Source organism: Microbacterium sp. APC 3901 (assembly GCF_030407765.1).
GTDB lineage: Bacteria > Actinomycetota > Actinomycetes > Actinomycetales > Microbacteriaceae > Microbacterium.
This window is the reverse complement of the sequence record NZ_JASDCU010000008.1, coordinates 15,624-42,222: the sequence shown is the minus strand read 5'-3', so window position 1 is coordinate 42,222 and position 26,599 is coordinate 15,624. Positions and strand designations below refer to the sequence as shown.

The 26,599-nt window shown below is 67.4% G+C and carries 22 protein-coding genes, 1 tRNA gene and 1 pseudogene; 5 read left to right on the top strand and 19 right to left on the bottom strand.

Annotated features, from left to right (window positions below; translation table 11 throughout):
* Positions 1-4: 4 nt before the first annotated feature.
* On the bottom strand, positions 5-964 hold the full coding sequence (locus QMA07_RS08895) for a DNA topoisomerase IB (RefSeq protein WP_290161219.1): 960 nt from the start codon (positions 962-964) through the stop codon (positions 5-7).
* Positions 965-1,170: 206 nt separating this feature from the next.
* On the opposite strand from QMA07_RS08895, the gene QMA07_RS08890 reads away from it, so the two are divergent.
* Positions 1,171-2,013 (top strand): hypothetical protein, encoded by an 843-nt coding sequence (locus QMA07_RS08890; protein ID WP_290161218.1) that lies wholly within the window; start codon positions 1,171-1,173, stop codon positions 2,011-2,013.
* A 51-nt stretch (positions 2,014-2,064) separates the two neighbouring features.
* Here QMA07_RS08890 and QMA07_RS08885 read toward each other — a convergent pair.
* Positions 2,065-2,136 (bottom strand) — tRNA-Gln (locus tag QMA07_RS08885).
* Between the two features lie 168 nt (positions 2,137-2,304).
* Complete coding sequence (gltX, locus tag QMA07_RS08880) at positions 2,305-3,810, bottom strand: glutamate--tRNA ligase (RefSeq protein WP_290161217.1); 1,506 nt, start codon at positions 3,808-3,810, stop codon at positions 2,305-2,307.
* Between the two features lie 175 nt (positions 3,811-3,985).
* Between gltX and QMA07_RS08875 the strand changes: the two genes are divergently transcribed.
* Positions 3,986-5,230: an acyl-CoA dehydrogenase family protein gene (locus QMA07_RS08875; protein ID WP_290161216.1), complete on the top strand. Its 1,245-nt coding sequence runs from the start codon at positions 3,986-3,988 to the stop codon at positions 5,228-5,230.
* 216 nt (positions 5,231-5,446) lie between these two features.
* On the opposite strand, the gene QMA07_RS08870 is transcribed toward QMA07_RS08875, so the two are convergent.
* The 5 genes from QMA07_RS08870 to QMA07_RS08850 all read right to left on the bottom strand — a co-directional run bounded on the left by QMA07_RS08870 (position 5,447) and on the right by QMA07_RS08850 (position 11,377).
* Positions 5,447-6,706, bottom strand: a complete 1,260-nt coding sequence (locus tag QMA07_RS08870; RefSeq protein WP_290161215.1) for an MFS transporter — start codon at positions 6,704-6,706, stop codon at positions 5,447-5,449.
* Positions 6,703-7,479 carry a fumarylacetoacetate hydrolase family protein gene (locus QMA07_RS08865; protein WP_290161214.1) on the bottom strand — a complete coding sequence of 259 codons (777 nt, stop codon included), beginning with the start codon at positions 7,477-7,479 and terminating at the stop codon, positions 6,703-6,705. The genes QMA07_RS08870 and QMA07_RS08865 overlap by 4 nt, the downstream gene beginning before the upstream one ends.
* A gap of 82 nt (positions 7,480-7,561) precedes the next feature.
* Complete coding sequence (locus QMA07_RS08860) at positions 7,562-8,662, bottom strand: branched-chain amino acid aminotransferase (RefSeq protein WP_290161213.1); 1,101 nt, start codon at positions 8,660-8,662, stop codon at positions 7,562-7,564.
* Positions 8,663-8,722: 60 nt separating this feature from the next.
* Positions 8,723-9,766, bottom strand: a complete 1,044-nt coding sequence (locus QMA07_RS08855; RefSeq protein ID WP_290161212.1) for a 3-isopropylmalate dehydrogenase — start codon at positions 9,764-9,766, stop codon at positions 8,723-8,725.
* A gap of 75 nt (positions 9,767-9,841) precedes the next feature.
* The gene (locus tag QMA07_RS08850) at positions 9,842-11,377 is read right to left on the bottom strand and encodes an MFS transporter (RefSeq protein WP_290161211.1); all 1,536 of its coding nucleotides are present in this window, start codon (positions 11,375-11,377) and stop codon (positions 9,842-9,844) included.
* Positions 11,378-11,489: 112 nt separating this feature from the next.
* On the opposite strand from QMA07_RS08850, the gene QMA07_RS08845 reads away from it, so the two are divergent.
* Positions 11,490-12,035: a TetR/AcrR family transcriptional regulator gene (locus QMA07_RS08845; protein ID WP_290161210.1), complete on the top strand. Its 546-nt coding sequence runs from the start codon at positions 11,490-11,492 to the stop codon at positions 12,033-12,035.
* Between the two features lie 69 nt (positions 12,036-12,104).
* Here QMA07_RS08845 and serA read toward each other — a convergent pair whose 3' ends face one another.
* From serA to QMA07_RS08830, 3 genes are all read right to left on the bottom strand, one after another.
* Entirely contained in the window at positions 12,105-13,709 is a 1,605-nt protein-coding gene (gene serA / locus QMA07_RS08840) for a phosphoglycerate dehydrogenase (RefSeq protein ID WP_290161209.1), read from the bottom strand.
* 114 nt (positions 13,710-13,823) lie between these two features.
* Positions 13,824-14,177 carry a hypothetical protein gene (locus tag QMA07_RS08835; protein ID WP_290161208.1) on the bottom strand — a complete coding sequence of 118 codons (354 nt, stop codon included), beginning with the start codon at positions 14,175-14,177 and terminating at the stop codon, positions 13,824-13,826.
* Positions 14,174-14,698 carry a hypothetical protein gene (locus tag QMA07_RS08830; protein WP_290161207.1) on the bottom strand — a complete coding sequence of 175 codons (525 nt, stop codon included), beginning with the start codon at positions 14,696-14,698 and terminating at the stop codon, positions 14,174-14,176. The genes QMA07_RS08835 and QMA07_RS08830 overlap by 4 nt, the downstream gene beginning before the upstream one ends.
* Before the next feature lie 788 nt (positions 14,699-15,486).
* On the opposite strand from QMA07_RS08830, the pseudogene QMA07_RS16955 reads away from it, so the two are divergent.
* Positions 15,487-15,585, top strand: a pseudogene (locus tag QMA07_RS16955) (hypothetical protein); the annotation flags it as partial.
* A 188-nt stretch (positions 15,586-15,773) separates the two neighbouring features.
* Here the strand turns inward: QMA07_RS16955 and QMA07_RS08820 are convergent.
* The 6 genes from QMA07_RS08820 to QMA07_RS08795 are packed head-to-tail and all read right to left on the bottom strand — an operon-like array spanning position 15,774 to position 22,814.
* Positions 15,774-17,132, bottom strand: a complete 1,359-nt coding sequence (locus QMA07_RS08820; RefSeq protein WP_290161205.1) for an alpha-L-fucosidase — start codon at positions 17,130-17,132, stop codon at positions 15,774-15,776.
* Positions 17,129-18,673, bottom strand: a complete 1,545-nt coding sequence (locus tag QMA07_RS08815; protein WP_356762617.1) for a M81 family metallopeptidase — start codon at positions 18,671-18,673, stop codon at positions 17,129-17,131. Before QMA07_RS08815 ends, QMA07_RS08820 begins: the two co-directional genes overlap by 4 nt.
* Before the next feature lie 56 nt (positions 18,674-18,729).
* On the bottom strand, positions 18,730-19,704 hold the full coding sequence (locus QMA07_RS08810; protein WP_290161203.1) for an ROK family protein: 975 nt from the start codon (positions 19,702-19,704) through the stop codon (positions 18,730-18,732).
* 2 nt (positions 19,705-19,706) lie between these two features.
* Positions 19,707-20,618 (bottom strand): carbohydrate ABC transporter permease, encoded by a 912-nt coding sequence (locus QMA07_RS08805; RefSeq protein WP_290161202.1) that lies wholly within the window; start codon positions 20,616-20,618, stop codon positions 19,707-19,709.
* Positions 20,608-21,513, bottom strand: coding sequence for a sugar ABC transporter permease (locus QMA07_RS08800; protein WP_290161201.1), 906 nt, complete (start codon positions 21,511-21,513; stop codon positions 20,608-20,610). The genes QMA07_RS08805 and QMA07_RS08800 overlap by 11 nt, the downstream gene beginning before the upstream one ends.
* A 44-nt stretch (positions 21,514-21,557) precedes the next feature.
* Positions 21,558-22,814, bottom strand: coding sequence for a sugar ABC transporter substrate-binding protein (locus QMA07_RS08795; RefSeq protein WP_290161200.1), 1,257 nt, complete (start codon positions 22,812-22,814; stop codon positions 21,558-21,560).
* A gap of 201 nt (positions 22,815-23,015) precedes the next feature.
* On the opposite strand from QMA07_RS08795, the gene QMA07_RS08790 reads away from it, so the two are divergent.
* Positions 23,016-24,161, top strand: coding sequence for an ROK family transcriptional regulator (locus tag QMA07_RS08790; protein WP_290161199.1), 1,146 nt, complete (start codon positions 23,016-23,018; stop codon positions 24,159-24,161).
* A 19-nt stretch (positions 24,162-24,180) separates the two neighbouring features.
* Here QMA07_RS08790 and QMA07_RS08785 read toward each other — a convergent pair whose 3' ends face one another.
* A complete protein-coding gene (locus QMA07_RS08785; protein ID WP_290161198.1) occupies positions 24,181-25,443 on the bottom strand; it encodes an alpha-L-fucosidase in 1,263 nt (420 codons plus the stop codon).
* A 108-nt stretch (positions 25,444-25,551) separates the two neighbouring features.
* Entirely contained in the window at positions 25,552-26,580 is a 1,029-nt protein-coding gene (ilvC, locus tag QMA07_RS08780) for a ketol-acid reductoisomerase (RefSeq protein ID WP_290161197.1), read from the bottom strand.
* Between the last annotated feature and the right edge of the window lie 19 nt (positions 26,581-26,599).

Here is a 26,599-nt window from a genome sequence, read left to right as displayed (position 1 = left end):
GCTCTCAGCGCCCGAGGAGCTTGCGGATCGCCGTCTCGGGCGACACCGTGAGATCGAGCGTGCGACCGCGCGCGTAGAGACGGAACACCCGCGGATCGATGTAGCTCCCTCTGGCCACCGCGAGGGTGTTGCCGAGCGCTGACGCCGTGGCCTGCACGGCGAGGCGCTCGGCACGCCGCCGCTCGTTCTTCGTCTCGAGTCGGCCGATCCGCGCGAGAGCATCAGCCGCGAGGATCGTGCCGTGCAGCGTGCGGAAGTCCTTCGCGGTGAACGATGCCCCGGCGACCTGCCGAAGATAGTCGTTGACCTCGCCCGACGTGAGGCGCACCCGGCGACGGCCTCTGCGGTACGCGAGCAGCGGTGCCCGGGGCGAGCCGACGGCGAACTCCGACAGTGCCTCGGCGAGGGCGGCGTCGGTGATCTCGATCGCGGCGAGCTGCTTGCTCTTCGCGGGGAAGCTCAGTGCCACGTCGCTGCCGTCGATGCGCACGTCACGTCGCCGGAGTGTGCTCAGCCCCCGACTGCCGTGCTTCACGAGGTAGCGCTCGGAGCCGATGCGCAGAGCGGCGTCGTCGAGCAGGCGGAAGGAGACCGCGAGCGCCCGCTCTCGGGTCAGACCCGGTTGCCCGATGGCGCGCGTGACCTTGGCCCTGGCCGCAGGCAGCGCGGCGGCGAGCTTGAGCGCTCGAGCGAACTTGCGCTGGTCCCTCCCAGTGCGCCAGAGCGGGTGGTAGAGGTACTGGCGTCGTCCCGCGTCGTCGGTGCCGACCGCCTGGATGTGCGCGAGCGGATCTGCGGCGATCCACACGTCCTTCCACGCCGGGGGTATCGCGAGGTCGCGGATGCGCTCCCGGTCGGCCTCGGCGACCGGGGTGTTGCCGGCGTCCACATATCTGAATCCGGACCCGGATCGTACGCGTCGGATTCCGGGCGTCTCGCCGGGAACGACTCTCGTGAGTGCCATCTTCGTCCTCTCGGTCACGCCGCGGCGGGCATGGGTGGTGCTTCTCGATCACCATGGCCGACGAGAAGCGAGGACTGAAGGGCATGGCGCGACACACGGGCGACCTGCTAGGCGACGCCGGCTCCTTCCGGCGGCGGCAGGGTGGGTACGACCGCTGCCCGTGGATCGGATTGTCGGACACACCGACGTCTGTCATCCTCTTGACTATGGCCATGTCATTCGAGGAGTTCCGCTCGTCCCTGATCAGTGCAGATCTGCGGGCGGGGCTGGGAGTGCAGCTCACCGACCTCGAAGCACAGCAGGTGGCCGACGATCCGGCATCCGCTCAGAGCTGGTACGCGTACTGGCTCTCGACGCAGCCGGCGACTCCCCCGCCACCCGCAGGTCCGGCCTTCGATGCACCGCCGCCGGTCTTCGACGCGGCGCCACCCGGGTTCGACGCGCCGCCGCCCGCTTACGCGGCGGGTCCCGGCTATCCTGCGCAGTACGGCGGCCCCGTCGGCTCTCCCGTCTATCCGGGGTACGAGCCCGCGCCCGAGGGCCGACCCGGCACGAAGAAGCGGGTGGGGCTGTGGGTGACCCTGTCGATCCTCGGCGCCCTGCTGCTGATCACGGCGATCGTCGTGATCTTCGCCTTCGCCACAGCACGCCATTGGACCAAGACCGATGTGCCTGAGCAGCCCGAGACCTTCCGCAGCGAGGAATACGAGACCGGTCGCGTCGACGTCACGATGGATGACGTGAACCCGTGCACGGTGAACCAGGACTGGACCGACTGCACGAACCTGATGGTCGCGACCTACACGGCCGCCTGCGTCGATGTCGAGCTCACCGAGACCGCGACCCTCCTGTGCGCGGAGTACAGCACCGCGATCGACGAGATGAAGGCACTGGACGGTGACGGCTACTTCGTCGCAACGCTCGGTACCTATGGGAGCCTTCATCAGACCCCCGAGATCGACACCCGCCAGGTCTCGAACGATGACTACGAGCCCGCTGTCACCCACGAGGCGGTGTGCTACCTCGACTTCATCGGCGAGTGCGAGTAGACACCTTCCAGGAACGACGAAACCCCCGCCTGAGCGGGGGTTTTCGTCTTGCTGGGGTACCTGGACTCGAACCAAGAACAACGGAACCAGAAACCGCCGTGTTGCCAATTACACCATACCCCAAGGGCGAAACCGGAGCCTCGCACCGAGAGTCAAGCCTACCCGAGCCGCGGCCCTAATGCCAAAACGCCTCGGTCGGTCCGGGCGCGTCGCCCACTGATCGCTGCGTCTGCACGACCACGGCGACGGGCAGGAGAGCGCCGAAGCGCTGCTCGCCGCCCGCCTGTCGCGTCAGTTCGCGAGGAACTCCGACAGCGACCGCAGCCGCCGCAGCGACTCGTCCTTGCCCAGGAGCTCCATGGACTCGAAGAGCGGCGGCGAGATCCGCCGACCGGTGATCGCGACGCGAGGAGGACCGTAGGCGACACGCGGCTTGAGCTCGAGCTTCTCGACGAGCGCCTCCGCGAGAGCCTCCTGGATCTTCTCCGGCGTGAACTCACTCACCGGCTCGAGGGCGACGACGCAGGCGTCGAGGACCTCAGCGGCGTTCGCGGGCAACCCCTTGAGCGCGTCGGCGTCGTACGAGACGTCGTCGGTGAAGAGGAACCCGACCATGCCAGGCACGTCGCCGAGCAGCTGCACGCGCTCCTGTACGAGCGGCGCGACACGGAAGGCGAGCACGAGCTGCTCGTGCGTCGGCTCATCGAAGAGGCCGGCAGCAGCGAGGTACGGGATCGTCCTCTCGGCGAAGTCCTTCTCGTCGAGCGTGCGGATGTGGTCGCCGTTGATCGACTCGGCCTTCTTCTGATCGAAGCGTGCCGGGTTCGGATTCACGTCGACGATGTCGAACGCCTCGATGAACTCGTCGAGGCTGAACACGTCGCGGTCGTGGCCGATCGACCAGCCGAGGAGCGCGAGGTAGTTCAGCAGCCCTTCGTGGATGAAGCCGCGATCCCGATGCAGGAACAGATCTGCCTGCGGATCGCGCTTGGAGAGCTTCTTGTTGCCGGTCTCGCCGAGCACCAGGGGCATGTGCGCGAAGCGGGGCACGAACGTGGTGACGTCTGCCTCGATCAGCGCGGCGTAGAGAGCGAGCTGACGAGCCGTCGACGGCATCAGGTCTTCACCGCGCAGGACGTGCGTGATGCCCATCAGCGCGTCGTCGACCGGGTTCACGAAGGTGTACAGCGGGATGCCGTTCGGACGCACCACCACGAAATCGGGGAACGAACCTGCGGGGAAGGTCACCTCGCCGCGGATCAGGTCGACGTAGGTGAGGTCCTCGTCCGGCACGCGCAGACGGAGCGCAGGCTGCCGCCCTTCGGCACGAAAGGCATCCTTCTGCTCGGTCGTGAGGTCACGATCGTGATTGTCGTATCCGAGCTGCTTCGCCCGCCCGGCTGCCTCGTTGCGAGCGTCGATCTCCTCCGCCGTCGAGAAGCTCTCATACAGGGCACCCGATGCGAGGAGCTTGTCGATCACACCGCGATAGATGTCGTGGCGCTCGGACTGACGGTAGGGAGCGTGGGGACCACCGACCTCGACCCCCTCATCCCAGTCGATCTTGAGCCAGGTCAGCGCGTCGACGAGCTGGCGGAAGCTCTCCTCGCTGTCTCGGGCGGCGTCGGTGTCCTCGATGCGGAACACCATCTTCCCGCCGTTGTGGCGCGCGAACGCCCAGTTGAAGAGCGCTGTGCGGACCATGCCGACGTGCGGCAGTCCGGTCGGCGAGGGGCAGAAGCGGACGCGTACGTCGGCTCCGCTGGCGGTCGTGGTGAGGGGGTGAGGAGTAGCCATATCCCCTCGATTCTAGTTGCCGGGCCGCATCTCGACCTCGCCGATCCGCTCGCGACAGCAGGCCGGTGAGGAGGGGTCACCGCGGGTAACAGTCACTCACCCTGGGTAACAACCCGCATTCGGGCCGATCGCGCTCCTATCGTTGCCCGCATCGACCAACCGGAAGGGTGACAACGTGACAATCACGGATGCAGTGACGACAGGCCTCAGCGATCGCTGGCTCGGCGCGCCGAGACCTCGGACGAGCCGCGAATGGATCGACCGCGCCGAGGAGGTGGCCGACATCCTCGCGGTGGATGCTGTCGAGAGGGACCGCGCGAACGCGACGCCTCGGGCCGAGGTGCAGCTGCTCAAGGACTCGGGTCTCGTCACCCTGCTCGGTCCTCGCGCCCACGGCGGTGCCGGCGAGAGCTGGGACACCGCGTATCGGGTGATCAGGGCGGTGGCCCGCGGCGACGGATCGATCGGGCAGGTCCTCGGCTACCACTACCTCTGGGCGTGGGCGGCACGTCTCGTCGGAACCGACGAGCAGATCGCCGCGGTCGAGGAGCTGTACACCGCGAACGACTTCGTCTTCGGCGGCGCCGTCAACCCCCGCGACTCCGATCTGGTGGTCCGCGAAGACGGCGACGAGCTGGTGTTCTCCGGCCGGAAGTCTTTCTCCACCGGTGGTCAGATCTCGGACCTGACCGTACTCGAAGGCGTCCTCGAAGGCACTGAGACACACATCTTCGCGATCGTCCCCACAGCGCAGGCGGGAATCGTCTTCGGGAACGACTGGGACAACCTGGGTCAGCGTCTCACCGAATCGGGCTCGGTCGAAATCCGTGACGTCCGCGTCCCGTGGACAGCGGCAGCAGGCTTTGTCGACCGGGTGTTCCAGCCTCTGACGTACAACACGCTGAACGTGCCGACCATCCAGCTCGTGTTCGCCAACTTCTACCTCGGCATCGCACAGGGTGCACTCGAGACGGCATCCGCCTACACCCGATCGACCACCCGCCCGTGGCCGTACGGCGGCGACGACAAGCAGCACGCGACGGACGAGTGGTACCTGCTCGAGGGCTATGGCGAACTGGCCTCGAAGCTGTGGGCGGATGAAGCGCTGCTGGATGCCGTGGGTTCCGAGATCAGCGGCGTGCTGCACGCCCCTCGCGAAGACCTCACTGCACGCCGTCGTGGCGAGATCGCCGTGCGCATCGCGGCGGGGAAGCTGCGCATCGTCGACGACGGACTGGAGGTCGCCACGAAGATCTACGAGCTCACCGGTGCCCGAGCATCGGCCAACTCGGTCGGCCTCGACATCTTCTGGCGCAACCTGCGCACGCACAGCCTGCACGACCCGATCGCGTACAAGAAACGGGAGGTCGGCGACTACGTGCTGCGCAACGAGGTGCCTGAGCCGACTTGGTACACCTGAGCACCGAGACGCCGATTCCTCGGTGCCGCGCCGACAAAAGCGGTCGCGGCGCCGAGGAGCCGCGAGGAACTCGGGCTGAAGGCGGGGACTCAGCACTGCGACGCGACGGCGACCGCTGCGGAATGCACGAGCGGCAGGCGTCCGGCGATCGATCGCTCGTCGCACACAGAGAGGCGTACGAGTCGGCCTATGCCTGGCCCGTGTCCGCCCAGTCCTTCATCGCCTCAGGCGCCCGAGCGGCGACAGCGCGACGATGGCGACGACGATCACCGACGCCGCGATCCCGAGCCCTGCGTACTGGAAGTTCGAGAGCACCACACCCGCGAGAACCGCGCCCGCGGCCGCCGAGAGGCTCATCAGCGAGTCGCTGCGTCCCTGGCGGCGCGTGCGGATCTCGGGCGCGCTCGCCTCGGTCAGCAGCGCGGCCCCCGCAACCGTCGCCGCGCTCCATCCGAGCCCCAACAGGATCAGAGCGACGATCACGCCCCACTCCCGATCGTTCGCGAACACGGCGAACGCCAGTGCGGCCCCGAGGAGCACCTGCCCCAGCAGGACCACACGCAGCCGACCCCACCGGTCGGCGAGGATGCCGAAGAGCGGCGACAGCGCGTACATGCCGCCGACGTGCAGGGCGATCGTGATGCCGACGAGAGCCGAGACGTCGGCCGGAGTGGGCGCCATCCCGTGCGCACCGTGCGCCATGTGCGCGAGATGCACCGGAGTCATCGCCATGACAGATGCCATCACGACGTGCGAACCGGCGACCGCGAACATCGCATAGCGAGCCACCACCGGTCTGTCTGCGAATACCTTGCCTGTGGCCCCCGCAGCAGCCGCTGAGGCGAGCTGCTGCGCGGCCAGTAGAGGGTCGGGCCTCAGCGCCACGAGGTAGAGGATGAGAGCCGCGCATTGAGCGACGAATGAGAAGGCGTAGGAACCGGTCTGCGGCGGCATGCCGATCGCCGCGCCGACGATCTCACCCGGTCCGAGCAGCAGAGGGCCTGCGACTCCGCCGATGGTCGTCGCCCACACGACGATCGAGAGATCCCGCCCTCGGTGCTGCGGCGCGGCGAGATCAGTGGCGGCGAATCGCGACTGCAGATTGCCCGCGTTGCCGGCTCCGATCATCAGGATGCCGACCAGCAGCAGCGGGAACACCCGCAGCGACGCCGCGAGGATCACGACCGCGATCCCCACGAGCGCGAACAGATTGCCGAGTGTCAGTGCACGGCGTCGCCCCACCCTGGCGGCGAGTCGAGCCAGCGGGATCGCGCACAGCGCGGCGCCCAACGTGACCGATGCGGTCGCGAGTCCCGACAACGCGTCGCTGCCGGAGATGTCGGCGGCGAGCAGCGCACCGAGAGACACCGTCGCCCCGAACGCGATTCCGCCGAGCACCTGTCCAGACGAGAGAACCAGCACGGTTCTCCGCTGCACTGCCGCCTGCTGAGCCGCCGTGAGGGCGACGACGGTCATGACGCGCGCACGGCGTCGCGCACGGTGTTGCGCAGAATACCCAGACCGGTGATCTCGACCTCGACGGTGTCGCCGGCGACGAACTCCCCCACACCCGCCGGTGTGCCTGTCAGGATGACGTCACCCGGCAGCAGCGTGAATGCGGCGGATGCATGCTCGATGATCGCCTCGACGGAGTGGATCATGTCGGTGAGCGGAGCCTTCTGACGCACCTCGCCGTTGACGCGGGTCTCGATCGTCGCCACCGACGGATCGAACTCCGTGCTGATGGTCGGTCCGAGAGGGCAGAACGTGTCGAAGCCTTTCGCGCGCGCCCACTGGCCGTCCTTGCGCTGCAGGTCACGCGCGGTGACATCATTCGCGATCGTGTAGCCGAGCACGTGGTCGAGAGCATCCGCCGCCTTCACGTTCTTCGCGACCCGGCCGATCACGACCGCCAGCTCGCCCTCGTACTCGGTCTGCTCGGAGATCGAGGGTCGCACGATGGCGTCACCGGGGCCGATGACGGCGGTGTTGGGCTTGAAGAAGAGCAGCGGCTCTTCCGGTGCCACTCCCCCCATCTCGGCGGCATGGTCGTGGTAGTTCTTGCCGACGCACACGATCTTGGATCGAGGGATCACCGGCGCGAGGATCACGGCGTCGGCGATCGGCACCCGGTCTCCGGTGGGCTCGTACCCGGCGAAAAGCGGATCGCCCGCGAGGACGACGAGGTCGGTGTCGTCGACGATCCCGAAGAGGATGGCGTCGTCATGGCTGAATCGGGCGATCTTCATGCCACCAGCCTAGCCAGAGTGCCCGACGACGAGACCCCGCTGTGCAGGTCGCACAGCGGGGTCTCGGGGAGTCCGGCGACGGTCAGGCGTCGAGACGCAGGAGCCAGCCGTGCTTGTCCTCACGACGGCCGTACTGGATGTCGGTGAGCTCTTCGCGGAGCGACAGGGCGAGCTCGCCGAGCGGCTGCGGCTCATCGAAGCCTTCGCCGACGAGAGCGCCGATCGGCGTCACGACCGCTGCCGTGCCGCATGCGAACACCTCGACGATGTCGCCGGATGCCACGCCCTCGCGCCACTCGTCGATCGAGATCGGCCGCTTCTCGACCGTGTAGCCGCGGTCCTCGGCGAGCTGCAGCAGCGAGTCACGAGTGATGCCCTCGAGGATGCTGTCGGACTCGGGCGTCACGACGCGACCGTCCTTGAACACGAAGACGACGTTCATGCCGCCGAGCTCCTCGACATTGCGCTGCTCGTTCAGGAACACGACCTGGTCGCATCCCTTCGACGATGCCTCGCTCTGCGCGAGCAGGCTCGACGCGTAGTTCCCACCCGTCTTGGCCTTGCCTGTGCCGCCCTTGCCTGCTCGGGCGTAGTCCTCGGAGAGCCAGATGCGCACGGGCTTCACACCCCCGCTGAAGTAGGCGCCGGCGGGGCTCGCGATCACGTAGTACGCGACTTTCTGCGCGGCGCGGACACCCAGGAAGGCCTCCTTGGCGAACATGAACGGGCGCAGGTAGAGGCTCTGGTCGGCGCCGGACGGTACCCAGCGTCCGTCGACCGCGATGATCTCGCGCAGCGACTGGATGAAGTACTCGGTGGGCAGCTCCGGAAGTGCGAGCCGACGCGCACTGGCCTGAAGCCGTGCGGCATTGCGGTCAGGGCGGAAGGTGTGGATCGAGCCGTCGGCATGACGATATGCCTTGATGCCCTCGAAGATCTCCTGCGCGTAGTGCAGCACGGAGGCGGCGGGGTCGAGCGGGATCGGGCCGTACGGCTGCACGCGCGGGCGATGCCAGCCGCCCTTGACCGACCAGCAGATGTCGACCATGTGGTCCGTGAAGACCACGCCGAACCCGGGGTTCTCGTGAACCTCGGCGACACGACCGGGCGTCGCGGCGGCCAGGTTCTTGGTCACAGCGAACTCCAGTGGAGCCACGGTGGTCTCGGCATCGATGGTCGTCATCTCGTCATCCATTCCTCGTGCGGCGCGCATCCTCGCGCCGTCTCAGCCTACGCCTGTCGTTCAGAGCAGAGCAGTGATCGCGGAGCCGATCTCCGCAGTGGTGCGCGCACCCGTGCGGGTGGCGATGTCGGACTCGACGGCGGCACTCACGCGAGCGGACTCCTCGGCGAGCCCGAGGTGGTCGAGCAGCAGTGCCACCGACAGGATGGCCGCGGTGGGGTCGGCCTTCTGCTGACCGGCGATGTCGGGAGCGGATCCGTGCACCGGCTCGAACATCGACGGGAACGCCCCATCGGGGTTGATGTTGCCCGAAGCGGCCAGACCGATGCCTCCGGTGACTGCGCCGGCGAGGTCGGTGAGGATGTCGCCGAACAGGTTGTCGGTGACGATCACGTCGAAGCGGGAAGGATCGGTCACGAGGAAGATCGTGGCCGCGTCGACGTGCAGGTAGTCGACCGCGACGTCGGGGTGCTCGGCCGAGACCTCATTCACGATGCGCTGCCAGATGGCGCCCGCGTGCACGAGCACGTTGGTCTTGTGGACGAGCGTGACCTTCTTGCTGCGCCGCTCAGCGAGGTCGAAGGCATACCTGACCACACGCTCGACGCCGAAAGCCGTGTTCACCGAAGTCTCATTGGCGACCTCGTGCGGGGTGCCTTTGCGGATCGCACCGCCGTTGCCGACGTAAGGGCCCTCTGTGCCCTCTCGCACGACGACGAAGTCGATCGCGCCGGGATCGGCGAGCGGTCCCGCAGCACCCACGAACAGCTTCGACGGACGCAGGTTGACGTAGTGGTCGAGCGTGAACCGCAGCTTCAGCAGCAGACCGCGCTCGATGTTCGCATCCTTGAGGCGGGGGTCGCCGGGGGTGCCGCCGACGGCGCCCAGCAGGATCGCATCATGATTCGCGATGTCCTGCAGGTCGTCGTCCGTCAGCGTGTCTCCCGTCTCGAGGTACCTGGCGGCACCGAGTGAGAAACGGGTCTTGTCGAATGTCACGTCGCTGGCGGCGGTGACCGCGTCGAGGACCTTCTCCGCCTCGGCGACGACCTCTGGGCCGATTCCGTCACCGGGGATGACGGCCAGCTTCACGACACGCGACATGGCACTCCTTGCATCGGGATGAACCGGCCAGCACTCGGGCGGATGCCGAGCGGGCCGGTTCTCCCAGCGTACTGGTCAGTGAGTGGGGGCCTTGCGCAGTGTGACGGCCGCGATCACTCCGGCGAGGACGACCAGTCCCGCACCGATCAGCGAGGTCACCATGACGCCCGAACCGAACGCGGCGGATGCCGCGTCCCACAGCGCATCTCCGAGTTGTGCAGGGAGATCCTGCACAGCCGTGTAGGCGCCGGCGAGCGTCTCCGTCGCCGCACGCGCGGCCTCTGCGGGAGTGCCCTCCGGGACCACGAGCGCCCCCCTGTAGAACGCGGTGATGAGACCGCCGAGCACTGCCGTGCCGAGCACCGCACCGAGTTCATAGGCCGTCTCTGACACGGCGCTCGCGGCTCCCGCCTTCTCGGCCGGGGCGCTCGAGAGGATCAGCTCGTTGGAGATCGTCTCGGCGGCGCCGATGCCGATCCCGAGCACCACGAACGCGATGATGAGGGGGGCGACGCCGTGGTCTGCCGTCGAGAAGGCCACGAGCAGATACCCGGCGACGGAGAACACGAGTGCCGCCGGCACCAGGACGTGCGGAGGCACCCGCCGTGAGATGGGCACGACCGAGAGTCCGGCCACGATCATCGCGAGCATGCCCGGCACGAGCGCCGCACCGGCTGTCATCGGCGAGAGGCCGAGTACGAGCTGCAGATGCTGCGAGACGAAGTAGAGGAACCCCACGAGCGCTACGACGCTGAGGAGGTTGACCAGGATCGCCCCCGAGAAGGAACCCCGGCGGAACAGGTCCATGTCGAGCATCGGCACCGCGGCGGCCAGCTGGCGCCGCACGAAGAGATAGCCCATGCCGACGCCGAGCAGTGCCCAGGCCCCCGCAGTGAGACTCGGGCCGTCGACGGCGAGCGACTTGATCGCGTAGACGACGGGGATCATCGCAGCCATCGAGAGCACGATGCTGACGATGTCGATACGCCCTGGATTCGGGTCGCGACTCTCGGGCACCAGCAGCGGAGCGGCGATGAGAAGCGGGATGAGCACCGGCACGGCGACCAGGAACACGGAGCCCCAGTCGAAGTGCTCGAGCAGGAATCCGCCCACGATCGGACCGAGCGCCGAACCGGCGGAGAACGCCGACGCCCAGACTGCGATGGCGAGGCGACGCTGGTCGCGGTTCTGGAAGATCGAGCGCAGGAGCGACAGAGTCGACGGCATCAGCATGGCTCCGAAGAAGCCCAGGAGCGCGCGGGCCGCGATCAGCAGGCCGGCTGTCGGCGCGAAGGCGGCGAGTGCGGAGACAGCGGCGAAGCCGGTAGCCCCGATCAGCAGCATCCGGCGACGCCCGAAGCGGTCGCCGAGGGTCCCCATCGTCACCAGGAGTCCGGCGAGCACGAGCGGATACACGTCGATGATCCAGAGCTGCTCCGCCCCGGTGGGTGCGAGCGCGATGGATATCTCGGGGAGCGCGAAGCTCAGCACCGTGTTGTCGACCGACACCAGGAGCACCGGCAGCATGAGCACGACGAGCGCCGCCCAGCCACGGGCTCCGACGCGGGGAGCTTCCGTCTCTGTCGTCGGGATCGACGCAGTACGGGTCATGGAACACCTCTTAGAATCACGACGGCATCGTAACTAAACCGTCCAGCTGGTATAGTAACAGAATCGTCATCTGTCAGCGATACGGTGATGAGAGACGAACAGAGGAAGCCCGATGCCCCGACCGCCCCTGGCCCGCGAACGCGTGCTCGACGCGTTCGAGTCGATCGTCATCAACGACGGCGAACGAGCGGCGACGCTCGATGCGACGGCGAAGGCCGCAGGCGTCTCGAAGGGCGGTCTGCTCTACCACTTCGGTTCGAAGGAAGACCTCGCGGCAGGACTCCTCGATCGCCTCGACGCGCTCACCACGACAGACCTCGAACGCATGGCCGCGGCTGACGACGGTCCGGTCGCGTACTACGTGCGCACCTCGGTCATGGAGGACGACGCCTTGGACCGCGCGCTCATCGCCGCCTCACGTCTGGCACAGGGCGGCTCGCTGCCGGCCGGCGAGGCGCTGCGCACCGTGCGGCGCCGGTGGGAGGACATGATCCGTCCGCACGTGCGCGATCGGGCGAGCCTCAATCTCGTGATGCTGCTCAGCGACGGGCTCTACTTCAACAACTCACTCGACGTGAACGGCGAAGAGCGTCTCGTCCCCCACCGCACCGAGCTCGACGAGCTGATCGCCCTCGTGCTGCGCACCACGGCGCCCTGAGACGGGTGAGACGCAGAGCGGGAGGGACGACCGATCGGCCGCCCCTCCCGCTCTCTTCATGCGTCCGGGTCAGATGTCGGTGATCTCGATCTGGCGGAACAGGTCCGCGTCGATCTCGGTGCGCAGAGCGTCGAGCAGGTCGTCGGAGACCGGCGAGTCGAGCGTGAGAACGCTGAGCGCCTGGTCGCCCGCACCGAGCCGCGAGATCTGCATGCCGGCGATGTTGATCCCCGCCTCGCCGAACTTCTGTCCGTAGACCGCGACGATGCCGGGGCGGTCGGTGTAGAGCATCACGACGTGGTGCTTCTCGATCGGCAGCTCGAGCGCGTGGTCGTTGATGGCGACCAGCTTCTCGGCCTGCTTCGGACCGGTGAGAGTGCCGGACACCGAGAGCTGCGAACCATCGGAGAGAGCGCCGCTCAGCGTGATCACGTTGCGGTACTCGTCGCTCACGTCGTCCTTGAGGAGGCGAACCGCGATGCCGCGCTGGTCGGCGAGCAGCGGCGCGTTGACGTACGAGACCGTCTCGCTGACGATGTTCGTGAAGACGCCCTTGAGCGCCGCGAGCTTCAGCACGCTGACGTCGTAGTCGTTCAGTTCGCCGTGGACCTCGACGTCGAGGCTCGTGAGAGGCGACGTCGCGAGGGCCGCGAAGATCTGTCCGAGCTTCTCGACGAGCGAGATTCCGGGGCGCACGTATGGGTCGATGACTCCTCCGGCGACGTTGACCGCGTCGGGTACGAGATCGCCGCCGAGCGCGAGGCGCACGGAGCGTGCGACCGAGACACCGGCCTTCTCCTGCGCCTCCTCCGTGCTGGCACCCAGGTGCGGGGTCACGACGACGTTGGGGAGGTCGAGCAGTGGACGAGCGGTTCCGCCCTCGGCGGGCGGCTCGGAGGTGAAGACGTCGAGTCCTGCGCCGGCTATCTCACCGGCGACGAGGGCCGCGTGAAGCGCTTCCTCATCGATGAGACCACCGCGGGCGACGTTCACGACGAAGGCGGTCGGCTTCATGGCCGTGAACTGCTCGGCGCCGATCATGCCGGTCGTCTCAGGCGTCTTGGGCATATGGATCGTGAGGAAGTCGGCCTCGGCGACCAGCTCGTCGAGAGAGAGGAGCTGCACGCCGAGCTGCTGTGCGCGAGCGGAGGTGACGTAGGGGTCGTACGCGACGACGCGCATGTCGAACGCGGCGAGCCGGGCGGCGACGAGTGCGCCGATGCGACCGAGCCCCACGATGCCGACGGTCTTCTCGAAGAGCTCCGCGCCTGTGAACGAGCTGCGCTTCCACTGACCGGCGGCGAGCGAGGCGTGCGCCGCCGGGATGCGACGGGCGAGGCTGAGGATGTGCCCGACCGTGAGCTCGGCGGCCGAGATGATGTTCGACGTCGGAGCGTTGACGACCATGACGCCGGCTGCGGTGGCCGCCTTGATGTCGACGTTGTCGAGTCCGACGCCTGCGCGTGCGACGACCTTCAGCTTCGGGGCGTGCGTCAGAGCCTCTTCGTCGATGTGCGTCGCCGAGCGGATCAGCACCGCATCGGCCTCCGCGAGCGAGGCGAAGAGCGCCTCGCGGTCAGTGCCGTCGACGTTGCGGACGTCGAAGTCGGGGCCGAGAGCCTCGATCGTGGCAGGTGAGAGAACTTCGGCGATGAGCACGACGGGCTTCGGCACAGGGATCCTTCGGGGCAGCGCGACAGGGGGCCGATGCGCCGCACACCATGGGGGCGCGATCACCTCAACTGTACCCGAGCGCTCCTACTGCTCTGCGCCGTGTGACGCCGTGGATCAGACCACGGCCGTCACGAGATCCGACATGTTGAGGATGCTGTAGCCGATCAGGCTCAGCCAGAACACCGCCACGACGCCGAGACCGGCCAGCAGCACCAGCGCCAACTCGCCCGCACGACGTCGTCGACCGATCGCGTAGGCGAAGACGAAGACGATCGCAGGGAAGACCACGCCGAAGAGCAGCGTCACCCAGCCGATGCCGGTGAGCCCGTTCTGCGCCATGGAGATGAGGTGCGCGACGGCATTCCAGATCGCATAGGCGTAGAAGAGCCCCGCGAGGCCGAGCACGACCGCGCTCAGCCAGCGAGGAGAACCGGAGGGTGCGGGAGAGACCGCCTGCTGCTCGGTCATGATCCGATCACCCCCACCGTCACGAAGGGCCACGGCACGAGCAGCACCACTCCGAGCAGGAGCAGCCCGATACGGATCCAGGCGGCCTTGGCCCGGGTGAGGACCCACACCGCGAGGAACCACAGCGCGGGTGCCGCCGCCGCGAGCACGAACCAGGGCACGTACATGGCATCGGCGACGATCAGATTGGCGAGCGGCTTGAGCCGCAGACCGCCGACGACCCAGCCGATGCTGTAGAGCAGGTACACGCCTCCGACGACCCCGAGTGTCAGGAGCATCGCCGTGCTCAGATGCGCCGCTTCCTTCTCATCGGGCATCGTGACCGTACCCTCGGAGTCGACGCGCCCCACGGCTTCGCTGCCCCGTCCGACGGCGTTCCATCCGTCCGGCAGAGCCGCATCCTCCGAGGCGTCGCCACGGGGCTCGGACGCCTCTCTGTCGGAGCCTTTCGGCACAGGCGCCTTCGGCGCCACGCCGTCGTCACCGTCCCAGCTCAGGGCGTCATCGGAATCGGAAGTCATGCCCCCAGCGTAGGACACGCGGTCCACTATGCTCGGGGCATCTGGGCCACCGGGGCCCTCTCCGGAAGGACGATCGTGGCCGAGCAGAACAAGAGTGCCGACCAGAGCCCGCCGCGCGGCTCCGTCGACGAACCCGCGGCAGGGTGGAAGCCGACTGCCGTCGCCAAGTCCAGGGCCACCATGTTCCGCTGGATCGCGGCCGCGCTCTGGGCGATCGCCATCGCATCCGAAGCCGTCGCGATCTTCTGGTTGCTCCGGCAGCGCGAATACGTCGGCGAGGACGGCACCCTCGTGCGCGATCCGGATACCGGCCTCCTCGAGGAGCAGGGAGTCACCGCCCAGTTCCCGCAGTGGGCATTCATCACGCTCCTCGTGCTGCTCGTCGTGATCGCCGCGCTCGCGATCACCGGCTCCGTCCTCTGGAAGAAGGCGAATCGGCTGGATCCTGCGCGCAGGTCGGAGACGCTGCGGTTCTTCGTGCAGAACCAGCTCGGAGCCATCATCGCGATCGTCGCGTTCCTGCCGTTGATCATCCTGATCTTCCTGAACAAGGACATGGACAAGGGGCAGAAGGCGACGGCTGGCATCGTCGGTATCGTGCTCGCCCTGCTCGCCACGCTGATCGGAGTCGACTTCGACCCGCCGTCCGTCGAGCAGTACACGGCGGATCAGTCGGCGGTGATCCAGCTCCTCGGAAAAGACGAGGTCGTGTGGGTCGACGGCGGCGCCGTCTATCACGTGTGCGATGAGGTGTCTGACATCCAGACGGGCAGCGAGAAGCGTACCGGTACCACGGCGCAGGCCGTCGAAGCGGGCAAATCGCGTCTCACGCTCAAGTTCGCTTCCGAGCTTCGCGCCTGCGGGCTCGCCGTGCCGGAGAACGCTGACGCGATCGAGGCTGCGCTGCGCGACATCCAGGGCGGAGCAGTCGACACTCTCCTGCCGGCGCCGGTGTGGGCCGACCCGGCGGACGCGCCGATCGAGGTCGAAGACGCACCGGCTGAGTGATCCACAGGTGAACGAGAGAGGGCCCGGTGCTGTCGCACCGGGCCCTCTCTCTGTGTGGCGGGAGATATCACCCTCGGACCCCGTGCGCGGTGAGTACGGCGACAGCGTGCGACCGCAAGGCCGGGGGAACGATCGCGGCCACTGCCCCGGAGGTCCGCGGTTCGGTCTCGACCACCGATCCATCGACCCAGCGCAATTCGACGCCGTCGAACTCAGCGGGGAGCTCCGCGCGGCCGGTCCACGGGTCGAGCAGGTGAAGGTGCACCCCGGCATCCGACATCGTGTACCGCCGAGGGGTGCCCGCGATCTCGCCCATCCGCGTCCACGGCCGGGTTCCGTAGATCGTGTCTCCGTTCGTGCGAAGCCATCCGCCGAGCTCGCGCATCGCGTCACGCTGCAGCTCGGGGATCGATCCGTCTGCCGTCGGACCCACGTTGATGAGCAGGTTCCCGTTCTTCGACACGACGTCGACCAGCAGCCTGACCAGCGCGGAGCCGCTCATCGAATGACGGGAGTCCTCGTCCTGGTTGTAGCCGAAGGAGAATCCGAGACCGCGAGTGGACTCCCACGGCTCTGGAATGATCGCGGGGATGTCCGTGTATTCCCTCGTGAGGAAGCCGTGATACGGCACGCCCCAGCGGTCGTTGACGACCCCCTCCGGCACGGCGTCGAAGTATCGCGCGAGCAGCGCGGCGACGCCGTGCTCGTCCGCCCCTTTGCCTCCGTCGGGCCACTCGATGTCGTTCCACAGCAGATCGGGTGAGAACCGCTCGACGAGCTCGTCGAGCTGCCGTGCCGAGTACCGCGCGAAGTGCTCGTCGTTCCGGCGATAGCGGAAGAGATCGGTATCCGATTCGATCGGCGGGAAGTCGCTCACATGCCAGTCGAGCGCACCCGAGTAGTAGACGCCGAATTTCGCCCCGGCCTTGCGGGTCGCTGCATGGAACTCCGCGATCAGATCGCGCTTCGGTCCTCTGGCGCGGGCGTTGAACCCCGTGGTCGCCGTGTCCCAGAGGCAGAAGCCCTCGTGATGCTTCGTGGTCGGAACGATGTATCGGGCGCCCGCGCCGACGAGCTCGCCGACGAAGGCATCCGCGTCGAACGCGGACGCGTCCCATCGGTCCGCCAGGTCCTCGTACGACACTCCGGGGCCGTACAGGCGCTGATGGCGCTCCCAGGTCGGGCTGCCCGCGATCCGCACGGTATTGCCGTACCACTCGGCGTACTGATGCCACGCGTAGGCGTCCTCGGTCGGGATGTTCACCCCTTCGCCGTGCTGGATCGCCCAGGCCGGCACCGAGTACAGGCCCCAGTGCACGAAGAAACCGAGCTTCGCATCGCGGTACCACTCCGGTACGCCGTTGCTCGGGTACACGGGCGCCGCGGCACCGAGGTCGGGGCCCGTGCGCTTCTCGAAGTTCATCATGCGCTGATCTCCTCTCCCCCGCCGCGACGCACCACGACGGCGGTCAGTTCCGGCGTGCCGGACAGGTCGAACGGATAGACCCCCGCCACCAGACGATGATGACCGAGGCGAAGCAGATCCTGGTCGACGCCACCGGGGGTCAGCGCGAGGGTCCATCCTCGCGCGAGGTCGTAGAGCTCGGGCTCGAGGTAGCCGATCTTCACGACGACGATGTCGGCTGTGCTCGGCTCGAGTCCGAGCATCCGGAAGTCGTCGAGGAGATGGAACGGCTTTCGCCGCTCGGTGATGATCGCATGCAGACCGCCCACGGCGATCACCACCTGCGTGCCTGCGTCCGAATCACCGTCGGTGATGGAGAACACCGTGCCCGTGATCTCGACCGGAGGGTGCGGGCCGTCGTCGACTCCGGCGCCCGCAGTCAGCGAGATCTTCGCACCGACACCGGCCTCGACCGCCGCGGCGACGGCCTCGCGATCGAAGATCGAGGCGACCAGGGTCGTGCGGTCTCCCCCGGTGAGCTCCGGACGAGCCAGTAGGTGCGCGAGGGTCCAGGTGACGTCACCGGCCCCACCCGCCGTCGGGTTGTCGCCGGAATCCGAGATCAGGTACGGGTGCGGCGCGTCGGGATCGAGCGCCTTCGCCAGGGCTTCGTCGAGCGAACCGGTCTCGGCGACGAAGACGAAGTCCTCGCGAGCGTCCCAGAACATCCGGGCGACACGCTCGGCCTCTCGCGTGATCACGGCGGCGTCGTCGCCGGTCACGACGACGTAAGCCTGGCAGCGCGGTTCATCCGCCCAGGCATAGCCGATCCAGATCGAGGCGTCGAGGACGCCGGGAAGTGCTTCGATCAGCGGCAGCTCGGCGTAGATCCCCCTGGCGGGTTCCAGTCGGGTGCTCGTCTTCTCGCCCGGAAGCAGCACCGGCACGGGCACCCAGGCGGCGTACGGGCGACGGCGCTGCGGATCGGTTCCATGCTTCCCGCGTAGTCGCGCGAGCAGATTCCATACGGCTCGCTCCTTGGTGTTCAGCCAGTCCTCATGCGGCGCCATGCGATAGCAGGTCAGCAGGTCGACGGCATCGCGCAGGGTCGCCGAGACGTTGCCGTGCAGATCCATCGACGTCGACACCAGCGCGTCCTCCCCGAGTGCCTCACGCACGGCGAGTGCGAGATCCCCCTCGGCGTCGTCCAGCCCGACGACGCTCATGGCGCCGTGGATGTCGAAGAAGAACCCGTCGAACGGCCCGTGGGCGCGGATGCCGTCGACGATGGCCGTCTTCATGCGCCGGTAGGTGTCAGCATCCACTGCGCCACCGGGAAGCGACCGGCCGTGGGTGAGCGGCACCCAGTCCGCGGCCTCCCCGAGCTCGCGCCCCTCGTCGAGGAACGGATAGTAGGCGCGCAGCGCGGTGCCGGTGCGAACCGTGAACGCTTCGTCGCCGGAGACATGAGGCGAGAACGTGCTCGACTCGATGGATATCCCGCCGATCCCGATCCTCGGTCGCTCGAGGCCGCCTGCCTCCAGGGGCGGGAGCGGGCCCATCCAGATCTCGTTCGCTTCACGACGCTCGGTCACATCCAACTCCTCATACTGGGCGCTCATCGTGCCGTCACCGACACGAGAGTGCGGCGGACGGCTTCGATCGCTCCGAATGCGACGGCGTCAGCGCCGAGCTTCGCAGGGGCGATCTCGAGCGGCAGCCCCGAGACGGGTGAGTCGGTGCGCAGCGCGTCGCTGATCGCCGGTTCGAGAAGATCCCAGGCCTCCGACACTCCCCCGCCCACGATCGCGCGCGGCAGATCGAGCAGCGTGGCGGCGCTCGCGCACGCCAGCGCGACCGCACGTCCGGCGGCCTCGAAAGCGGTGACAGCGCGCGGGTCCCCTGCCCTGGCACGTTCGGCGACCGCCCGCGCATCCGTGACGGGATCGCCGCCGAGCGCCTCGTACCGTCGCGCGATGGAGGTACCGGAGGCGAGAGTCTCGAGGTGTCCGACCTGCCCGCAGGTGCAGACGAGGTCGCTGTATCCGGGAGTGTGACCGATCTCGCCCGCTGCCCCGTGGGGGCCGTGACGAAGATCCCCGTCGATGATCACCGCGCCACCGACCCCTGTACCCAGCATCACACCGAGGACGTCGTCGTCCGCTCGACGGTCAGCGGCCACCTCTCCGAGCAGGAACGCATTGACGTCGTTCTCCACGCTCACGGGTACCGACAGTCGCTCCGCAAGGGCATCCGCCAGCGGGAAGCCGGCCCAGTCGACGAAGGTCGCCGATGCTGCGCGGATCGTCCCCGTCGAGTGATCGACGACCCCTGCTGCCCCCACACCGACCGCGATCAGACGGACCGATGCGCGCGTGACGAGATCGAGAGCGAGGGCGGCAGCCGCGTCCGCCATCGCGTTCCCACCCAGGCTGGCCGGGGCGGCGACGCTCCCCCGCGCGAGCACCGTGCCGTCGTCATCGACGATCAGCCCGGAGATCTTCGTGCCGCCGATGTCTATTCCCACGATGGCGTCCCGCGCCGCGGGTGCACCCGCGGCGGGCGCGGTCGTGCTCTGCTCCGTACCGATCATCGTCATCGTCCTCCGAGTCCCGCCATGGCGATGCCTTTGACCAGGTGCTTCTGCAGCACGATCACGAGCAGAGTCGTCGGGATCATGGAGATGATCGCCGCAGCCATCTGCAGATCCCACCGAGTGCCGGTGAGCCCCGCGAAGCTCGCGAGACCGACCGGGAGCGTGCCGTGCGCGTCGTAGTCGACGGTGACGATCAGCGGCCACAGGTAGCTGTTCCAGAACGTCAGGAAGGTGAAGACCGCGAGCACCGCGACGGCCGACTTCGACAGCGGCAGGATGATCTGCAGGAACGAGCGGATGGGCCCCGCGCCGTCGACACGGGCGGCCTCTTCGAGCTCGTACGGGATGCCGCGGAAGAACTGCCGCATCAGGAACGTGCCGAAGGCTCCGAATGCGAACGGCAGCACGAGCGCCTGATAGGTGTCGACCCAGTCGAACCACTGCATCACCTGGAACATCGGGATGACCAGCACCTCGGCGGGAACCATCAGGGTCGCGAGGAACAGGATGAACACGGCATCCCTGCCCTTCCAGCGGAGTCGGCCGAACGCGTAGCCGGCCGTGGTCGAGACGACCAGCACCACGAGGGTCCCGAGGATCGCGACGAAGAACGAGTTCGCGATGTACGTGACGAACGGCCCGTAGGCGAAGACGTCGACGAAGTTGCTCCACCGGAGCTCGGAGCCGATCAGCGTGGGCGGCATCGAGAACATCTCGGTGTTCGGCTTCAGCGCCGAGAAGAACGCGTAGACGATCGGCGAGACGAAGATCAGTGCGGCGATGTAGATGCACACGTGCGCGATGACGAGACGGACTCGGGCTGCGGGAGTCGTCGCTGCACCGCGCGCACGGCGCAGCTCTCGCGGTGTGCGCATCGCAGCGGTCGAGGTGGTGAGGGTCTCAGTGCTCATAGTGCACCCACTTCTTCTGAGCGGCGAACTGCAGGCCGGTGATCGCGATGATGATCGCGAACAGGATCCACGCGGCCGCGGCAGCGAGGCCGAGGTCGCCGAAGGTGAAGCCCTGCTCCCAGATGAACATGACGAGCGGCTTGGTGGCGTTCCCGGGCCCGCCGCCGGTGAGCAGCTGGGGCTGGACGAACACCTGGAGTGAGGTGATCATCGTCATGATCGTCGCGAAGAAGATCGCCGGCGAGATCATGGGGATGATGATGCTCCAGACACGGCGGAAGCCCTGCGCGCCATCGATGCTCGCCGCCTCGAGGACGCTCTCGGGGAGCTGCTCGAGAGCTGCGGAGAAGATCAGCATGTTGTATCCGAGTCCCTGCCAGACGCTCATCGCGACGACCATGATCATGGCCCACGACGGGTCGGCGAGGAAGTTGGGAAGCTGGATGCCGAACCAGGTCTCCGAGAGACCGTTGAAGAGCCCCTGGGGCTGCAGCATCATCTTCCAGACCAGCACGTTCGCGACCATCGGAGTCACGACAGGGATGAAGAAGAGCACACGCAGCGCGCCTCGTCCACGGATGCGCGGACCGAGTCCGAGGGCGAGCACGAGCGAGAGAGCGACGCTCAGCGGCACGTAGAGCAGGGTGTAGACCGCGGAGTTGCGCAGCGCCGGCCAGAAGTCGGGGCTGCTGGTGAACAGCGTGATGTAGTTGTCCACACCGTTGAAGGTCCGCTCGCCGAAGGTCGGCCAGTCGAAGACGCTCATCACGATCGAGAGCCCCACGGGCACGATCGTGAACAGGGCGAGCCCCACCAGGGCTGGGCTGGCAAATCCCAGCGCCTGGCGGGCCTCGACCTTGGCGAGCGATCCTCGACGTCTCGTCGTGATCGTCATCTCAGTTTCTTTCCTTGATTAGTGCGGCAGAGACCGGAGTCGGCTCACTCGCCGAACTGCGCCTGAGCGTTCGACAGCAGCTCTTCCATCGTCATCTGGCCGTTGTAGACGCTGACGAGATTGGGCTGGATGTAGCTGTCGAGCTTCTGCCAGTTCTGCGTCATGTACAGCGGCACGGTGTCGCCGAACGCGGCCTCGAACACCGACTGCACCTGGTCGCGGTGCGCCTCGTCGATGGACTCGAAGTACAGCGGCTGCGACGAGATGCGAGCGGGGTACGAGCGACCGGACGAGGCGATGTAGTCCTGCGCGTCCTCACCGAGGAGCGAGCCCATCACCTTGAGGGCGGCTTCGGGGTTCTCGCAGTTCGCGGAGATCCCGTACCCCGAGCCGAGGATCGGTCCCGGGTTGCCGTCGACGCCCGCGGGCAGCGGCGCCATTCCGGCGGCGAAGCCGGATTCGTTGTTCAAGTAGGTCACCGCGTTCCAGGTGCCGTCGACGGCCATCGCCGCGTTGCCGCCCGAGTACTGGTTCTCGCCCCATCCGGTGTCGGACGCGGAGGCCACGGGTGCCGCGACCTTCTTCTCGTCGACCAGCCCCGCATACCATGAGGCCGCATCGACGAAGGCCTTCTCGTCGATGTGAAGCGTGCCGTCCTCGGACGCCGGCTGCGTCGCCGAGTAGGCGATCGGCATCGACATCCACTGGTATCCGCCCATGCCCATCGCGAATCCGTACTTGCCGTCCTTCGTGGCGTCGGCCGCGATCCTGTCGAAGTCGTCGAACGTCCAGCCGATCTCCGGCGTCGCGGCGCCCGCCGAGGACAGCATGTCCTGGTTGTAGTAGACGAGCATCGTGGCGACATCGAACGGCACGCCGTAGACCTTGCCCTCGAAGCTCAGGATGCCGTCGGCGCTCGGGTTGAACTCCGCCCAGTCGATGCCGGCCGTCTCGAGGTCGTCCGCGCTCAGTTCTCGGAAGCCCTGGGTGTAGCCGCCGAGCTGCGCGCCGCTCATCCCCGTGACGCAGGCCATGTTGCCGCTGGCCATGTTGGTGGTGAGTTTGGTGAAGAAGTCGCTCCAGGGCGACGTCTGCAGCTTGATCTTGATGTCGGGGTTCTGCTCCTGGGCGAAGGCGACCTGCGCCTCCAAGGCGTCGACGTCGGATTCGCTGCCGGCCCACATGTCGACGACGATCGTGTCGCCGTCAGCCGAACCGCCGGCGTCTCCACTCGCACAGCCGGTCATCGCCACAGCGACGCCGGCGACAGCGATGGCTGCCCCCACACGCAACTTCTTCATTGAATGCCTCCTCGGGAAGGATCAGGTTATTTCGAGGATCGAAGCAACCTAGTAGGATTTCGTATGAAGTGAGATTCTCACACTTCACAACCCCTCGCAAGCCGAACATCCGATGTTTATCGGAGCTTGATATTTCGTAACCGGCCCGAAACGCAACTCCTCCCCGCTACGCTGACCTTGCTTCGATAACGAAGGAGCCTCATGCCCGACACCTCGCCCCTCGCCGCCGAGGACCAGCACTCTCGACGCATCCTCGACCTGGTCGCTCGCGGAGAGGCGCGCTCCCGCAGCGAGCTCGCCGCGCTGCTCGGCGTCGCGGCGTCGACGGTCGGCCTCAAGGTGCAGTCGCTCCTCGATGCCGGCGTGCTGCAGGAAGCGGGCGACGGCACCTCCCGCGGGGGAAGACGACCCCGCGTCCTGCAGATCGCCGGCGACGGCATCGTGCTGTCCGCCGACCTGGGCGGCCAGCACGCACGCATCGGCCGGCACTCGTTGAGCGGCGCGCTGCTGGGCAGCGAGTCGATCGCGATCGATCTCGCCGAGGGCCCGGACGCCACGCTCGCGCGCGTTGCCGGCGTCTTCGATCGCCTCGGCGCCGACACACGGATCCATGCCATCGGCGTCAGCCTTCCCGGGCCTGTGGACATCCTCTCCGGATCCGTCGACCAGCCCTCACGCATGCCGGGCTGGCCAGGGTTTCGGGTCGGCGAGCATCTGGCCGGACGCTTCGGGACGCATGTCGCGGTCGACAACGATGCGAACCTCGCCGCCCTCGGCGAGCACCGCGCTCAGTTCGGCCACACGCACCACAGCATCACCGTGAAGGCCGGCACGGCCATCGGCAGCGGAGTCATCGTCGACGGGTACATCCACAGAGGCGCCACGAGCGCCGCCGGCGACATCACGCACACCCGCATCGATGGCAGCGGTGACATCCCCTGCTCGTGCGGCAACACCGGATGTCTCGAGACGGTCGCCAGCGGCGCGAGCCTCGTGCGTCAGATGCGCGAGCGCGGCAACGACACCGTGCGCACGACCGCTGATGTGCTGACGCTGGCACGGGATGCCGACCCGCTCGCGACCTCGCTCGTGCGGACGGCGGGCACGCACCTCGGCCAGGCGCTGTCCGGGGTCGTGAACTTCTTCAACCCGCACGCGGTATTCCTCACCGGGGGCATGAGCGCGTCCGAGCCGTTCATCGCCGCAGTCCGCAGTCGCGTCTATGAGGCGTGCCACCCCCTGGCGACGCAGCGACTGCGCATCGAGCCCGCGATGACAGGAGCGGATGCCATCCTGCATGGCGCCGCGCGGCTCGCCCTGGAGGGCATGGACGTGGCGGCGGGCTGATCCGCCGCCCCGTCCTGCGTCACTCCGAGAGCGTCAGCTCGATCACCGGCAGCAGCACGTCGGGGCGTCGGACCGGCAGATGGACGGTGAGCGTGCCCTCGGCCTCGCCTGCCGGGGTCATGAGGTCGGCCTGCTGCTCAGGATCGGATGCGCTCGTCCTGAGCCACGACCCGTCATGCAGCAGCCGGGCATAGGCCACTCTTCCGGCGAGATCCGGCAGATGCACGAATCCCATCGGCCAGGAGAAAAGGGTCAGATACAGACGGTCACCCCGGCGCGTGTAGACGCCCTCGCGGGGAGGCGTGAAATCGGCATGCCCCGCCCCGACCACCGCACGCCTGTGCAGCCGCATCCACTCGCCGATCTCATCGAGCGTGGCAGCATCCCGAGGGGAGACGGCCCCGCGCCCATCCGGACCGATGTTGAGAAGCATGTTGCCGCCCATCGAGACCGAATCGACCAGCATCTGCGTCAGCAGCGTCGACGACTTCTGGTCGGTGTTGTCCCGGTCGTAGCCCCATGACCCGTTGAGCGTCTGGCACGCCTCCCACGTCAGAGCGACACCGTCACGGACGATCGGCGCGGTCGGCTGATACTGCTCGGGGGTGACGAAGTCGGCAGGGATCCCGAGGCGGTCATTCACCAGCATGTTCGGCTGGAGATCACGGCACAGTGCGAGCAGACCGGAGGCGTCCCAGTCCTGGGGTCCTTTGCCCGCCCAACCGTCCTTGGACTCGGGGTAGGTGAAGTCGAAGAACAGGTAGTCGATCGCGCCATACGACGTGAGCAGTTCGCGCACCTGGGCGTGCAGGTATTCGCGGTAGACCGACATGTCCCTGCCGACGTTCAGTTCGTGCGCATCGGCATCGTCTCGACGTGGGTGGTTCCAGTCGACCGTGAAGTGGGGGTGATGCCAGTCGATCACCGAGTGATACAGCCCCACCTTGAGCCCCTCGGCGCGGAGCGCGTCGACATACTCGCGCACCAGATCGCGCCCTGCCACCGCCACCGACGTGAAGTCGGTGCGCTGAGAGCCCCAGAGGCAGAACCCGTCATGGTGCTTGGTCGTCAGCACCACGTAGCCCATCCCCGTCTCCTTCGCCGTGCGCGCAAGGGCTCTCGCATCGAAGAGATCCGGGTCGAAGTGCTCGAAGTACGGTCGGTACTCCTCGTCCGTCAGGCGCTCGTAGTTCTGCACCCATTCGTGTCTGGCGGCGCCGCTGTAGATGCCGAAGTGCACGAACATGCCGAAGCGGGCGTGATCAAACCATTCCTGTCGCATCCCTCCATCCTGGCATAGACATCCGATGTCTGTACGTCTGGCATCCGGGAAGACGAAAGAACGGGCACCCCCGAGGGGATGCCCGTTCTTTCGATGATCGAATCAGAGTCAGCGCGCGGCGCTGCCGTCGACGTAATCCTCGTCCTGCTGCTTCCATGCGAAGAGCGAGCGAAGCTCCTTGCCGGTGGCCTCGATGGGGTGCGTCTCCTCCTTGGCACGCAGTGCGAGGAACTCCTCGCCGCCGTTGTCCTGGTCGTCGATGAACCGCTTCGCGAACGCGCCGCTCTGGATGTCAGCGAGGATCGCCTTCATCGACTCCTTGACCTCGGGGGTCACGACACGGGGACCCGACACGTAGTCGCCGTACTCAGCGGTGTCGGAGACCGACCAGCGCTGCTTGGCGATGCCGCCCTCCCACATGAGGTCGACGATGAGCTTCAGCTCGTGCAGCACCTCGAAGTAGGCGATCTGCGGCTGGTAGCCCGCCTCGGTGAGCGTCTCGAAGCCCGCCTGCACGAGGTGGCTGACGCCACCGCACAGCACGGCCTGCTCACCGAACAGATCGGTCTCGGTCTCTTCGGTGAAGGTCGTCTTGATGACGCCGGCACGGGTGCCGCCGATCGCCTTCGCGTACGACAGCGCGGTCGCCCAGGCGCTGCCCGATGCATCGCGCTCGACGGCGATGATGTCGGGGATGCCGCGACCTGCGACGAACTCGCGGCGGACGGTGTGACCGGGCGCCTTCGGCGCGACGAGGATCACATCGACGCCCTCAGGAGCGTCGATGTAGCCGAAACGGATGTTGAAGCCGTGCGCGAAGGCGAGCGTCTTGCCCTCGGTGAGGTTCGGGGCGATCGACTCGCTGTAGATCGTGCGCTGGTGCTGGTCCGGCGCCAGGATCATGATGAGGTCGGCCCACTGAGTCGCCTCGGCGACGGTCTTGACCGCGAATCCGGCCTCCTCCGCCTTCGGCGCCGACTTCGAGCCCTCCTTGAGCGCGATCGCCACCTCGACACCCGAGTCGCGAAGGTTCTGCGCGTGCGCGTGACCCTGCGAGCCGTAGCCGACGATGGCGACCTTCTTGCCCTGGATGATCGACAGATCAGCGTCTGCGTCGTAGAAGATCTCGGTGCTCACTGGTTTTCTCCTTGATTGG